This is a genomic window from Paenibacillus sp. XP01 (assembly GCF_057364885.1).
In genome coordinates this window covers 1,910,571-1,924,504 of record NZ_CP139481.1, presented here as the reverse complement: position 1 = coordinate 1,924,504, position 13,934 = coordinate 1,910,571, and the positions used below count along the sequence as shown (strand labels likewise).

Sequence of the window (13,934 nt, the reverse complement as noted above, 5' to 3'; positions counted from 1 at the left end):
CTTACCCCACCTTGTTTACTTTGACGTCGCCAATAAATACGCTGACTACGATGCGAACTTTTTTGCCGGCTTCGCGGTAATGCGGAGTTTCTGTCTGTGCGCTGCTCAAAAATCCGCCCCGCTTCTGATTCAGCAAACTCATGTCGCCAATAAACGAGTTGGTGGTTACCGTGATCCCCAGGTCCATGTCGGCCGGCACAAACACCTTGACGTCTCCAATAAAGGAAGAGATGTTAATTTTGGTTTCACCGTAAGGGATTTGGGCTTTGGTAAGATCAATGACCGTGTCTCCAATGAATGTCGAGATATTCATCGGCTTCAATTGGAAGACGTCCTGTCCGAGATGAAGGTCTCCGATGAACGTGGATTTATTGATGTTTCTGCCGTCGCCGTAATCTTCATAGCCGTAGCCGTGCTGCCCATGTTTCCCATGTTGGCCATCTTCGTAACCTTTGGAATCGTGGGAGAATTGTTTCCAGGATTGCTGTTCCCCGGAATGGTGTGAACCATGTGGCGTTGAGGCGTTACCCTGCACTCCGCTTGTTTCTCCGCCATTCGGTTTGCCGAACGTTTTTTCGAATTGCTCGTCAAACGTGGAAGGCATCTCCAATTCTTCCGGAGTAAGCGGCTTGTAGGTTTCGGATGCCTCAGGCGGAGGGGACTGCATTTGGTCTTTATGCTTGCGGTCTCTTCGGCGTGGCCCGATCAAAACAAACAATCCTCCGCCAATCAGCATGACGGGAATGAGGTACCGGATAAACTCACCCATGGAATAGTCGATCCAATCCAGATTACGCGCAAGGAAGTACCCGCCTATGGCAAGCACGATGACCGGTCCGATCGCCGCGTAACCTCCGTTTCGCCGGATTTCGGTTAGGCCCTTGAATCCCCACCAAATCAAAAATACCGGCCAGTATGTTCTAAACACGTATCCGATGTCAATATCGTAACCCATTTGTTTGAGCAGAATGACCAGACCGACCGCGATCAACGGTATGCCAATCCACCAACGGTCCCGCATAGAATGTTTCATCGCTCATTTCTCCTTCTTCATTGATTCTGTAACCAGTTTAACGCAGACAAGGAGTCATGAACAGCGGCGGCAGATGGAACCCCACTCCGTCTCGAGACCGATGTGAATGGGCATTTATGTAAAAAAATAAATAAAACAACACCCTGGAGCACATCAGCTCCAGGGCGTTGATCGTTACTTGATTACTTTTCGTTAAGGCCTTGGTCTTCTACGGCAAACTCGGAGTTGAATTTTTCATCCGGAGTTTTGTAGTTTTCCTGCACTTTGTTTTGCGCAGCCTTTTGCACTTTTCCTTTTACGTTTTCTTGACCAAATTCTGCATTGAACTTCTGGTTAGGAGTTTGACCTGTTTGGAAATTTTTTGGCACGATGAATGCACCTCACTTTTAGTATTTGGGATTCAAGCACGATATGCACAAACGCTCTTGTCCCCAGAAGTATTATGTGTAGAGTCCTTTGCCGTTATTCATCGTCCAAATCACCCTAGATGGCCTTGTCTAACCAAGAATCCGGAATGCTTCGATACACATTGATTGTTTTTGTCAGCTCATCCAGCATTTTTTCGGTACACTTTCCGTTTCCTTGTTTGATGACCTGCACTTCAACGTCTTTTTTGCCCCATTCCTTATATACCTGTTTGATGGTCGGGAAATAAAGATCGATTTTGTTGCCCTTGATGGCTGAACCCGTATCGGCAACGATTCCGTAGCCATACCCAGGAATGTATAGAATGGAGCCCATGGGGAACAATTTCGGATCTGCAGCGATCGTGGATACGGTTTCCTTGTCCCGCCGCACTTTCACTCCCGAATACGTTATCCCGTACTGCGGATGTTTGGGCCCTTTGCCCGTGGATTCTACGCCTGCCGTATAACCGGTTGCCGTTACTTTATGTGTATCCAGTATTTGTTCGGATCGCGGAGCCAACACAGGTATGGATGATTCATCGCCGTTCTTGGCCAGTTTCCCTGCATTGGAATCGTTCACATTCGAGGACCACAGCAAGGATAATACTCCCATCGTCGTCACCCGAACATGGTCATTGGTGATGAGTCGTTGTGCATAATGGCTGCTTATGCCTGCAGAAACGAGATGCGGAGGGTTCATATGCTCGACAAATCGTTCGCCATTATCCTCTTCGAACGTGTAAGCTAACGCCTGTCTTCCCTCTATAAACATCAGTACAACAAAGATGACACTGCACATAAACAGAAATGGTACGGTTCGGATTGAACTTGTTTTGAACATGGACATGGATATAACCTCCCCCTTACTGCAAAGGTTTTCCAAAATGCCCTGTTGTTATACCAATCCCAATAACTCTAAAATCAATATCCATCAAAAAAGACCCGCACCCAGCACGCGGCCATAACCGCATACTGAATGACGGATCTTCCAATCACGGGCTGCTTATCATCGATCGCCTTTCCCGAGTTAGTTTAGATGTTAGTTTAGATTTCAGTGTAGAACGTGTAGAACGTCACACCCGTTTTGAAGCAATCTCTTCTTTCAATTGAGCCACGATTTCATCCAAAGGCTTCATGCCTAAATCGCCTTCGCCCCGTTTACGCACGGATACACCTTCGGCATTGCGCTCGTTCTCTCCGACAACGAACATATATGGAAGTTTCTCCAATTGGGCTTCGCGAATTTTATAACCCAGCTTTTCGTTGCGAAGATCGGCTTCGGCGGAAATGCCTGCACGTTTCAGCTTGGCCTCCACTTCGCGGGCATAGTCGTCGAAATGGGTGGATACCGGAATAACTTTAGCCTGTACCGGAGAGAGCCAGAGCGGCAGTGCGCCCGCAAAGTTCTCCAGCAGGAATGCCGTGAAACGTTCCATCGTACTGATTACGCCGCGATGAATAACGACTGGGCGGTGTTTCTGTCCATCATCTCCGACATATTCCAGTTCGAAGCGTTCAGGGAGAAGGAAATCGAGCTGTACAGTGGACAGCGTTTCTTCCTTGCCCAGAGCGGTTTTGATCTGAACGTCCAGCTTCGGACCGTAGAATGCCGCTTCGCCTTCGGCTTCATAGAACGGCAGGTTAAGCTCTTCTACGACTTCACGCAGCATACGCTGGGACATTTCCCACATTTCGTCGTTTTGGAAATACTTTTCCGTATCCTGCGGATCGCGGTACGAGAGACGGAAACGGTACTCGTCAATGCCGAAATCTTTATAAACCGTCTGAATCAGTTCGATCACGCGTGCAAATTCTTCTTTGATCTGGTCCGGACGGCAGAAAATATGGGAATCGTTCAGCGTCATTGCACGCACGCGATGCAGTCCTGTCAGTGCACCGGACATTTCGTAACGATGCATCATGCCCAGTTCGGCAATGCGGATCGGAAGGTCGCGATAGCTGTGCATGCTGGACTTGTACACCATCATATGGTGAGGACAGTTCATTGGGCGGAGCACGAGCTCTTCGTTATCCATTTCCATTTTCGGGAACATGTCCTCTTGATAATGCTCCCAGTGACCGGACGTTTTGTACAATTCCACGTTACCCAGAACCGGTGTGTAGACATGCTGGTATCCCAGGCTTTCCTCCAGGTCCACGATGTAACGCTCCAGTGTACGGCGAAGCTTCGCCCCGTTCGGCAGCCAGATCGGCAAGCCTTGACCCACGAGTTGGGAGAAGGTGAAGATTTCCAGTTCCTTGCCCAGCTTGCGGTGATCCCGCTTGCGGGCTTCTTCCAGCAGGCGCAGGTGCTCGTCCAGTTGTGCCTTTTTCACAAAAGCCGTTCCGTAGATACGCTGCAGCATTTTGTTTTTGCTGTCTCCGCGCCAGTAAGCCCCGGCAACGTTCATCAGTTTAAACACTTTGATTTTGCCTGTGGAAGGCACGTGCGGACCACGGCAAAGGTCAAAGAACTCGCCTTGCTCATAAATCGTAATTACGCTGTCTTCGGGCAGGTCACGGATCAGTTCCAGCTTGTACGGATCGCCCACCTCTTCAAAGGTGCGGATCGCTTCTTCGCGGCTAACTTCTTTACGAACGATCGGCAGGTTTTCGCCAACAATGCGTTCCATTTCCTTCTCGATCTTTTGCAAATCTTCCGGGTTAAGCGGATGTTCCAAATCCATGTCGTAATAAAATCCGTCTTCGATAACAGGTCCCACGCCGAGATGAACCTCTTTGCTTCCGTACAAGCGTTTAACGGCTTGAGCGAGCAAGTGTGCGGTACTATGGCGCATCACTTCAAGTCCTTCGGGAGTATCCTGGGTCACGATTTCGACCAAAGCTCCTTCATGAAGCGGTGTGGACAAGTCTACCACGATGCCATCCAATTTGCCGGCTACCGCATTTTTGCGCAATCCGCTGCTAATCGAAGCTGCTACGTCCTCAATGTTGCTTCCTTCGGCATATTCGCGGACGGAGCCGTCCGGAAGTTTAATGTTTACTGTCATTGGTCTCATTCCTCCTATGAATGTTAGAGCTGTGTCCTCACGGAGACGGACTGAAATCTATGCGGTTCCCGCCATTTCGGCAAAAACGCAAAAAACACCCGTCCCGGTCAAGGGACGAGTGTGATCATACTCGTGGTTCCACCCTAATTCGGCTGCCTTTCACAAAACTTATGGCATGCAGCCCTCATTGGCATGTCGATAACGGGCATGACCCGGCAAGTCCTTACTTGCGACGAATGCCTGTCGTCAGATGCACAGGCTTAGCCGTTTTCAAAACTGCAGCTACAAAGGGGTAAACCAAACGTGGCTTTCGGAGGAAATTTCAGCCTTGTTTCCCCTCTCTGCACCAACCTTGCGCATGGCTCATGTCTTTGTCAACGCTTTTATTATAGATTGAATCGTACGGCCATGAAGTGAAGACTTCATGAATCAACAGTTATTATAATTGCCAAGATCACTTGCGTCAAGACCTGTCATCAGTCCCGTCCGGAGCACCTCGCACTCGGGGCACTGGTGGCAGATCTGAACCTTGTCCTCAAAAATGTTGCGGATCGTTGAAATAATAGGGAGATCCGGGGTGCGTGTGTGCAGCAGCACTTTTTCGGGAGAGATGGAGATCAAGGTGCTGACAATCATGTCCTCAATGTCCATTTCCAGCTCCAGTCCCGGCATTTCGACGACAACCTGCTCGTCTTTTTGAACAGGCAGCGGATTGAACGAAGCATCAAACACCCGGAACTCATGGGAGCCTTTGTGCACAAGATGTACCAATGGCACCTTCGCTTCCTGGAAAAATACAAAGTATTTAAGCAGCCCCATAAACTCCTCGTACTGGCGATCCATCCAGAACTCGTCAATGGCGTATTCCACCAGCTCCTGAAGCTCCTGTCTGTACTGCTTTATACGGAAACGGATGATGCCTTCCAGCGAAAAAAAATGGACCTCCTCCAGATCCTTTCGCAAACTGCTGGCCAATGTATTTCGTCTCCGTTCCCGCATTCCCTGCTGCCCCATCACATGTTGATCAAGGAGCGGCATGAAAATCCGTTTAACCTTCTCGATCTCGTCTTGCTCCATCACCGAGCAGGCTTTGGAGATCAGGCGTTCCGCGATGGATCGTTCCTGGGTTTCCATAATGAAATCCGCCAAGCCGAATGCCAGCACTTCGCTGATTTTGGGCAGCCATTGCTGAAAATCGGCATGCTTTTCATTGCCTCTGCATACCCAGACGGCTCTCCCGTTCTTATGTTTGAACGTGAGCCGAAAACCTCTTTTGCTTATATGTAATCCTTTGGTTTTCTCTTTGACGCACCGGTAAAAACGTTCAGCCTCATCCGCTCCGGACACCTCTGTCCATACATTGAACAATTCCACGTCGCTCACTCCTTTCCATCCTGTTCAAAGTATATGGCAAGGCCAACAGGGATATACGAAGCGGATTGATGGAAAGGGTGTCATGATTTCTCAACATCGAATAATCCGGTTTGGAGAAAAGACAAAAATGTGTTATTATTTTTATAACAGTATGTTTCACGGAAAAGGAGGGAAGCCAAGATGAGAACATATTCGGAATTGCTCAGATGCCTCATGATCGTTATTTTGTGCGTATTTCAGGGCTTGTGCTTCCCTATTCCCATGCAGTCGGAATCTGCTGTAGGTGTGTCTGTGGATGCAACCTCCAACAAGGAGGCGGCGCTTCAAATTACGGAGTCCCAGCAAAAGCCTTTAATTCGCAAATATCCGCAAATCATGTCCAAGCTGCTGGCGGTTACGCATAGCAGGCCTGTGTTTCTTGTGGTCAACTTATTGTTGCTGCTGCGAATTCCCGCTCCCCGTCTGCCCTTTAAACCGTTGATTTATCTGTTTAAACGCAGATTATTTCTGCTGCCCATCAAATTCACGAGTTTGTTTGTGTCATCCCCTTCCTTTGCACCAAAGTACGCGAATGCGCTCTGATTGTGACGTAATCCGTATTTTAGGCTGCCTTGCATAGAGTCGCCTCTGCCCTCTTGGCACGACGGTGCGCTTGTGCATAACTTAATACCCATTATGCAAACGTTAATGATTGGATTGTTCGATAGCATCGTCTTATTTGAGCTGTAATTGTTGTACCTTGCTCACCCAAATTACGATAAAGGCTGTGTAGTTGAAAGTCACGGCTCTGTTTACCTGTCTGAGCATGGCGTATTTTCACGTCCTCAATCCCCCGTTCCTCGGTGGACTATCATCTGATTTTCGGGTAATCGCCTGACTTTCGACCGGCCTTCAATATTAAGGAGGCATTTAACGAATGGATGTACGTGAAACAGATTTGCCGGGAATCGGCCGAAAATTTCAGATTGAAACGAGCAGCGGAGACAAAATCGTTGTCATTATCCATGATGACGGAAGACGGGAAATGTATCATTTCGAATACGACGACCCTGATCAAAGTATCTCCATGATTACGCTCGATGATCATGAAGCAAGACAAATTGCCGCCATTGTAGGCGGATTGACCTACAAACCGAAGCAGCTCGAAAACATTGAAGTCACTTTCGATGACCTGATCATCGAATGGTATAAAATCGAATCCTCTTTTGGCTGCATCGGCAAATCCATCGGAGAACTGGATGTGCGTCAGAACTCCGGGGCAACAGTCATTGCCGTTGTAGAGAAAAATCACAAAAAACATATCAGCCCCGGTCCGGAGGTCGTGATCACGGCAGAATCCACGGTTGTTGCCGTTGGCGAACGCAACCAGCAGAAGCTGTTCAAGTCTCTCCTTCTGACCGGAAGGGGGTGACTGCATGGACCATTTGGTATTTGAAATCGGTTTGGCCCTTGTGCTCATCGCGGCTGCGGGCCTGATCTCGGCAAAACTGCGCTTTTCGGTCGTTCCGTTCTATATCTTGATCGGGATGGCCGTCGGCCCCCATGCGATGAAAATCTGGCATTTGGATTTTCGTTTTATCGAAAGCCAACCCTTCATCGACTTTATGGGACGAATCGGGATTCTGTTCCTGCTCTTCTATCTCGGATTGGAATTCTCGGTCGGGAGGTTGATCAAATCCGGCCGTTCCATCGCGGTCGGTGGTTCGATCTATATCGCCATCAACTTTACGCTAGGTTTGGTACTCGGTTTTGCTGCGCAATTTCCGGTAGCGGAAGCGCTAGTTATCGCTGGAATCACGACCATCTCCTCCAGTGCCATTGTGGCAAAAGTGCTGGTTGACCTTAAACGGACGGCAAACCCGGAAACGGAAATGATTCTTGGCATTATTATGTTCGAGGATGTGTTCCTCGCCGTATATATTTCCATCCTGTCCGGACTAGTGCTCAGCGACTCGTCTTCCATCGGAGGCGTGCTCATGTCCGCTCTTGTCGCACTTGGTTTCATGCTTATCGTCATCATACTGGGGCGCAAAGCGACGCCGTTGCTGAACAAAGCTCTCAAAATCCGTTCCAACGAGCTATTCTCGCTTGTCGTTTTCGGTGCATTGTTCCTGGTCGCCGGCTTCTCCGAAACCATTCACGTTGCGGAAGCCATCGGAGCCTTGCTCGTCGGTCTGGTACTGGCGGAAACGGAGCATGCGAAACGCATTGAACACTTGATTCTGCCATTCCGCGACTTCTTCGGCGCCATCTTTTTCTTCAGCTTCGGTCTGTCCATCGATCCGTTGGCCTTGGGCGGGGAAGCGGTATGGCTTGCCTTGATCGCGGTGATCGTTACCTTATTCGGCAACTTCCTGGCAGGCATGCTGGCAGGACGAAGCGCCGGACTTTCACCGAAAGCTTCCGCCAATATCGGACTGACTATTGTCTCACGCGGTGAGTTTTCTATCATCATGGCCAACATGGGTAAAGCAGGCGGACTACTGCCGATTCTGCAGCCTTTCGCGGCACTGTACGTTCTGATTCTGGCTATACTCGGGCCGTTGTTGACCAAAGAATCCAAGCACGTCTTCCGATTGCTGGACAAAATATTCAAGTTCAAGAACCCTCGTAAAAAGAAAGAAGAAACCAAGGTGCTTCAGGAAGAAGGCTGATGCCTTCTGACCCAGGCAATCCCTTGAAACCAATCGCGGCTCATTCGCCGTTCTTTCTGTAACCCACCCGGGGAGAAGGGCTCGCAGCCGCAAAGGAGGATGACGCATGAAAGCACCTCTGATCTCGGCTAATCCGGCGCAATCGCCCGCCAAGACCCGAACGAAGCCTACGCATCGTCTGCTTAACCTGCTTTTGGTGGTCGTTGGCGGCATTCTGGCCTCCGTGGGCCTTGAATTGTTCTTACATCCGAACAAAATCATTATCGGCGGAATCACGGGCCTGTCCTCGCTATTCGCTCACTGGACAGAGATGCGAATCGGTTTGTTCCTGTTTTTGTTTAATGTACCTTTTATTTTTCTGTCCTATCGGATCGTTCAAAAAAAGTTCGTATTGGTCAGCGTTCTCGGGCTGGTTGTCTTTTCGATCGGCGCCCTCGTGCTTTATCCAATGCCGCCACTGGTAGAGCATCCTCTGGCTGCAGCCATCTTCGGCGGTCTGTGCCTTGGACTAGGCATCGGACTTGTAGTAAGGTATGGCGGAACGCTGGATACGCTGGAAATCGGTGATCCGTCCTCCCGTCCGCCGGAACGCCTGTTTAGCGGGAAGCGGATGCTGGTTGAAAAAATAATTATGCTGATCAACTTGTTGATTCTGACGGCAGCCGGTGTTGTATTCGGCTGGGATCAAGCGATGTATTCCGTGATTGCCTACCTGATTGCGTACGAGATGGTGTATATTGCTTTTCGGGGATTTACGTCGAAGCGCAAGTTGTATATATTGACCTCCAAAAGCGATCAGGTGCAGGCCGCGCTGCGCAAACGACTGCGTCGTGAACCTGGAATACCGTTTGCAGCTGCAGACATAACGCAACCCGCTAACGCGGATGGCTGGATTCAGCAAATTCCCGGCACGCTCTATTATGAAATCCACGTTCTGGAAATGATCTGGCTCAAATCGGTCGTACGGCATATCGATCCGCATGCCGGCATCGTTACCCACCCTGAAAAATAACCAGGGGATTCAAATAAAAACTCTCTCTGATCTGTGTGTGGCATGCTTCCGCACCAGATCAGAGAGAGTTTTTTGTTGTTATAGAAATTGCATTAATCATTCACACTAGGCCACTACGAGTGCAGTACCATCTTCCGATCGCTGTTATCCCCAGATTATTTTGAATCTCCTTTTCTAAGGAGTAATCCGGTGATAAGCCTCTGCTTCCGATGCAGCTTTCTTTCAGAAAGCTTTTAAGCGAACGCTTCGCTTCTTCAGATTGGTTCTGCCTCTTCGTTAACGTGTGTATATTTTTTGCCGTTTATATATTTATTTTGCAGCACACGTCCGCCAAATTCCCGGTCGGCACATTTATTTACAGTTCAACAACGGCTTTTACGGCCTGCGTTTCAGGGAGCAGCAGCCGATTCATGAAATCAGGCAATTCCTCGAAGCGTGCCCTGTGGGTAATGAAGCCGTCCATATTCAACGTTTTCCCGCGCAATACAGCCATCACACGTTCAAAGTCCTCACGCGTGGCGTTGCGGCTTCCCAGCACTTCCATCTCGCGTTTGTGAAATTCGGGATCATGCAAAACAATGTCCGCCTTCACCAAACCGACATAAATCAATTGCCCACCATGAGCAACATAACGAATCGCTTCATTCATCGATTGCACGTTTCCGGTGGCGTCAAAAACGGAGGTTGCAAAATCCCCTGAGGTTAAATCGGCAATCCGGCCTGCTGCGTCGTCCGCTGCAATAACAAGTTCATCCGCCCCGGCCCAGGTCCGGCCGAGTTCCAGCCTGTTCGCATTTCGGTCGACAGCAATGACCCTCGCTCCTGCCTGCTTCGCAAATGCCATAACGCCCAGACCGATCGGTCCGGCTCCGATGACCACGACCTGATCTCCAGGTTGTATGGCCGACCTTCTGACGGCATGCGCGCCAATGCTGAGTGGTTCGATCATGGCCGTTTCGTCCAGGGTCAGGCCGTTTGCCTTGACCAGGTGTGACACGGGAACGGCAATTTGCTCGCGCATTCCGCCATCCACATGCACGCCCATCACCTGCATGGAAACACAACAGTTGGTTTTTCCTCTTCGGCACGCGATGCATTGACCGCAGTGAAGATAAGGAATGATGCTAACCTGATCTCCCGGCTGCAAACCGGCTTCATTGTTTCCGATTTGATCAATTACGCCTGCCAATTCATGCCCCAAAATACGCGGGTAAGTAAAAAAAGGCTGATTTCCTTTATACGCATGAAGATCGGTGCCGCAAATGCCTATTCTGCGAATCGATACCAGCGCTTCTTGATCACCCATGACAGGCTCGTCCACATGCCGAAGGGCCAGACGGTTAATCTCTTCGCATACGATCGCTCTCATTTCGGTTCCCCCTTGGCTGTCTGCTGCCTTTTTTCGTTATATTCGGGCCGTCCGCTCGTCCAGGTGACATTATGGATCGGAGCCAAAATGCGGAGCACCTCGTTCAGCAATTCCTCATCCATAGGCTCCTCGATCCAGGCCACGTTGTTGCGAATGTTCCGCTCATTTGCACTGCTCACCAGCGTGGTCGGAATTCTTTCGTGGGCTGTGGCAAACTGCACGGCCAGCTTGGCGATATCGCTCCCCTGTTCCGTGCAGAAGCGGGCTGCGTCCAGACATGCCTGCTTCACCTCGTCATCCGCAGGATGCCAAGCAGGCGTTCCTCTCGTGCTTAACAATCCCATCGAAAGAGGAGAGGCGTTGACCAGGCCCACGCCTTCTTTGTCCAGAAGCGGCAGCAAGGACAATAAAGAATTGTCGTTCAGCGCATAATGGCAATAGGAGATGATGGCATCCGCCTCAACCCGAGCCAGCATGTATTCGAACAGCTGCAGGGGCAAGCCGCAAATGCCCGCATATCGGATAATGCCTTGTTCTTTCAGCTGCAACAGCGTCGGAAACGCTTCCTCAATGATGATGTCGGCCGGAACGAATTCGATATCATGCAGAAAAAGGATATCGATATAATCCGTATGGAGCCGCGCCAAACTTTCCTGCACGCTGTCCAATATGCGTTGGCGGGAGAAATCAAATGCGTTTTCACCGTAACGTCCTGCTTTGGTAGAGAGCGTATACGAACTGCGCGGGAGCGACTTAAGCGCCTCGCCGAGCACCGTTTCCGCTTTGGTCAACCCATAATAAGGGGAAACATCGATATAATTCATTCCTGCGTCCACCGCCGCATGCACGGTCCGTATGCCTTCGCTGCGATCAATATCCCGAAATACCGAACCCAGGGAGGATGCACCAAAACTGAGCACGGGCACCTTCAGGCCTGTATTGCCCAACACTCTTTGTTTCATAAGGAAGCCCACTCCTTTCATGATGATATATACTTCTTCCGTTCTGAATGCCCTTTCATTTTATCAGCTTAAAATGATTATAAAATAGCGTTCAACGTGCAATATGTACTCTTTTTTGATCTTTTTCTGAGCTTTATTCGATTATATTTTTTGTAGGTACATGATCATCCTGAAAAAACCCGCCCCTTCTCTTGAAGAGAAAAAGGCGGGCCGGAAGATATTATAATGACGTTTACATCCTAGTTTTGCATCACGAAATCATGCTCTACCGCATTCTGTTCTTCGTCGAACATGCGCAGGATTTCATATTTGGTATTACGCTGTGCCGGAATATAGCCGGATTCGCGAATCAGCTGCAAAATGGAGCCAATGTTGACCTTATATGTCGCACCTGCGGCAGAAACGACGTTTTCTTCAATCATCGTGCTGCCGAAATCGTTACATCCGAATTCCAGCGATTTTTTGCCGATTTCCGGTCCCATCGTTACCCAGGAAGACTGGATATTTTTGATGTTGTCGAGCACGAGGCGGCTGATCGCGACCGTTTTCAAGTACTCTTCCGGCGTTTGGCGTTCCAGCTTCAGATTTGTATTATCCGGCTGGAAGGTCCATGGAATAAAGGCCAGAAAACCTTCGGAATCATAGTTGTTCGCGATGCATTCATCCTGTGCTTCGCGGACGCGCATCAAGTGCAGCGCACGCTCTTCCATCGTTTCGCCCAACCCGATCACCATCGTTGCGGTTGTGTTCATGCCGATGCGGTGAGCCGTCTGCATGACGTCCATCCAATCCCGCCAGGAACCTTTCAGGCGGCTGATTTTGCGGCGAGTCCGATCATCGAGGATTTCCGCTCCGCCGCCAGGCAAGGAATCGAGTCCGGCAGCATGAATTTCCCGCATAACCTCTTCCAATGTCAGGCCGTCCGACACTTCGACCATTTTGCGGATTTCAGCCGGCGAGAAGGAGTGCATCGTAATTTCAGGGAAACGCTCCTTGATCGCTTTGAGCAAATTGGTGTAATAGCTGAATGGCAGATTGGGGTTGGTGCCGCCCTGCATCAAAATTTCGGTGCCGTTAACGTCAACGGTTTCCTGAATTTTCTGGAAAATCACCTCATCCGGAAGCACATAGCCTTCATCCGAACCCGGCCGGCGATAGAAAGCACAAAAACGGCAGTAGACGTCGCACACGTTGGTGTAGTTGACGTTACGCCCAATGACGAAAGTTCTGTAAGGCTCGGGATGCATGCGTTTCATGATAACATTGGCAGCAGCCCCGATTTTGTCGATCTCGTTCGATTCAAACAGCTGAATCGTGTCTTCCAGGTCCAAACGTTCGCCCCGAAGGGCTTTATCTAGGATACGGTCTACCGTACTCATTGTGAAAAGCCTCCCTCATGAAGAGAAATATGATCACGATCCGTCCCGACTTGTTCAATGGCATTTTGCAGCAGGCCAACCTGCATATCGATCATTGGATGCAATTGCAAAATGCGTTTCATATATAGGCAAGTTCTGGTGGCAACATCGCAGTTCGTTAATGCTCTATCTATCGTAACACAGGTTACATGTGAAAAAAAGCACCTTATGAATAAGGTGCTTTAAAAATAAGTAAAAATATGAATATTCAAAAGACGCGATAATGGCAGCGATGCTTGAGCCCTGAAATTGCCTGAAACAGTTGGAATACTTCCCAAAGAGCATCCTATTCCCGGGTTACGTTAACCCGGAATGCTGCTTAAATGTTCGTGGATCAGTTTCCAGCCTAGCTCCGTATCTTTAATGAAGACATTGGTTGCCCGTCCACTGCCCTTGACCAATTTCCCCTGCAAATATCCTTCATATTTATATTGGTAAACGCAGGTCGCCGTATTCCCGTCAACGGCAATCCATTGGACATCTGCTGCAGAGTAGACCTCTTCCTTGATCATATCCCAGGCATGTTCAAAATAAGCCTGGATCTCTTCTGGCGATGTACACGTTTTATCCGAGAACCAATAAACCGCATTGGGATGCAGCAGCTGTCTAACATTTTGGAAATCATGCGTATTCGTTGCTTCGATATAACGTTCCAATGCTTGGATATAATCCTCTGCCTCGATAGATCCCAATA

At 49.4% G+C, this 13,934-nt stretch carries 13 protein-coding genes; 4 read left to right on the top strand and 9 right to left on the bottom strand.

Annotated features, from left to right (window positions below):
* Position 1: 1 nt before the first annotated feature.
* The 5 genes from liaF to SNR34_RS08920 all read right to left on the bottom strand — a co-directional run bounded on the left by liaF (position 2) and on the right by SNR34_RS08920 (position 5,825).
* On the bottom strand, positions 2–1,033 hold the full coding sequence (gene liaF / locus SNR34_RS08940) for a cell wall-active antibiotics response protein LiaF (RefSeq protein ID WP_236415898.1): 1,032 nt from the start codon (positions 1,031–1,033) through the stop codon (positions 2–4).
* A gap of 182 nt (positions 1,034–1,215) precedes the next feature.
* Positions 1,216–1,401: a hypothetical protein gene (locus tag SNR34_RS08935; protein ID WP_236415900.1), complete on the bottom strand. Its 186-nt coding sequence runs from the start codon at positions 1,399–1,401 to the stop codon at positions 1,216–1,218.
* 115 nt (positions 1,402–1,516) lie between these two features.
* Entirely contained in the window at positions 1,517–2,053 is a 537-nt protein-coding gene (locus tag SNR34_RS08930; protein WP_236416314.1) for a 3D domain-containing protein, read from the bottom strand.
* 460 nt (positions 2,054–2,513) lie between these two features.
* Positions 2,514–4,451, bottom strand: coding sequence for a threonine--tRNA ligase (thrS, locus tag SNR34_RS08925; RefSeq protein ID WP_339277110.1), 1,938 nt, complete (start codon positions 4,449–4,451; stop codon positions 2,514–2,516).
* 429 nt (positions 4,452–4,880) lie between these two features.
* Positions 4,881–5,825, bottom strand: a complete 945-nt coding sequence (locus SNR34_RS08920) for a putative sporulation protein YtxC (RefSeq protein ID WP_486181732.1) — start codon at positions 5,823–5,825, stop codon at positions 4,881–4,883.
* Positions 5,826–6,005: 180 nt separating this feature from the next.
* Between SNR34_RS08920 and SNR34_RS08915 the strand changes: the two genes are divergently transcribed.
* The 4 genes from SNR34_RS08915 to SNR34_RS08900 all read left to right on the top strand — a co-directional run bounded on the left by SNR34_RS08915 (position 6,006) and on the right by SNR34_RS08900 (position 9,491).
* On the top strand, positions 6,006–6,407 hold the full coding sequence (locus SNR34_RS08915) for a hypothetical protein (RefSeq protein WP_236415905.1): 402 nt from the start codon (positions 6,006–6,008) through the stop codon (positions 6,405–6,407).
* A 334-nt stretch (positions 6,408–6,741) separates the two neighbouring features.
* The gene (locus SNR34_RS08910; protein WP_236415906.1) at positions 6,742–7,236 is read left to right on the top strand and encodes a cation:proton antiporter regulatory subunit; all 495 of its coding nucleotides are present in this window, start codon (positions 6,742–6,744) and stop codon (positions 7,234–7,236) included.
* Positions 7,237–7,240: 4 nt separating this feature from the next.
* On the top strand, positions 7,241–8,479 hold the full coding sequence (locus SNR34_RS08905) for a cation:proton antiporter (RefSeq protein ID WP_486181731.1): 1,239 nt from the start codon (positions 7,241–7,243) through the stop codon (positions 8,477–8,479).
* Positions 8,480–8,585: 106 nt separating this feature from the next.
* Complete coding sequence (locus tag SNR34_RS08900) at positions 8,586–9,491, top strand: YitT family protein (protein WP_236415909.1); 906 nt, start codon at positions 8,586–8,588, stop codon at positions 9,489–9,491.
* A 355-nt stretch (positions 9,492–9,846) separates the two neighbouring features.
* Here SNR34_RS08900 and SNR34_RS08895 read toward each other — a convergent pair whose 3' ends face one another.
* The 4 genes from SNR34_RS08895 to SNR34_RS08880 form a co-directional block, all read right to left on the bottom strand.
* The gene (locus SNR34_RS08895; RefSeq protein ID WP_486181730.1) at positions 9,847–10,860 is read right to left on the bottom strand and encodes a zinc-binding alcohol dehydrogenase family protein; all 1,014 of its coding nucleotides are present in this window, start codon (positions 10,858–10,860) and stop codon (positions 9,847–9,849) included.
* Positions 10,857–11,822, bottom strand: a complete 966-nt coding sequence (locus tag SNR34_RS08890; protein ID WP_486181729.1) for an aldo/keto reductase — start codon at positions 11,820–11,822, stop codon at positions 10,857–10,859. Before SNR34_RS08890 ends, SNR34_RS08895 begins: the two co-directional genes overlap by 4 nt.
* A gap of 239 nt (positions 11,823–12,061) precedes the next feature.
* Entirely contained in the window at positions 12,062–13,201 is a 1,140-nt protein-coding gene (gene mqnC / locus SNR34_RS08885) for a cyclic dehypoxanthinyl futalosine synthase (RefSeq protein ID WP_236415914.1), read from the bottom strand.
* A 341-nt stretch (positions 13,202–13,542) separates the two neighbouring features.
* Positions 13,543–13,932: a YybH family protein gene (locus SNR34_RS08880; protein ID WP_486181728.1), complete on the bottom strand. Its 390-nt coding sequence runs from the start codon at positions 13,930–13,932 to the stop codon at positions 13,543–13,545.
* Positions 13,933–13,934: the final 2 nt, after the last annotated feature.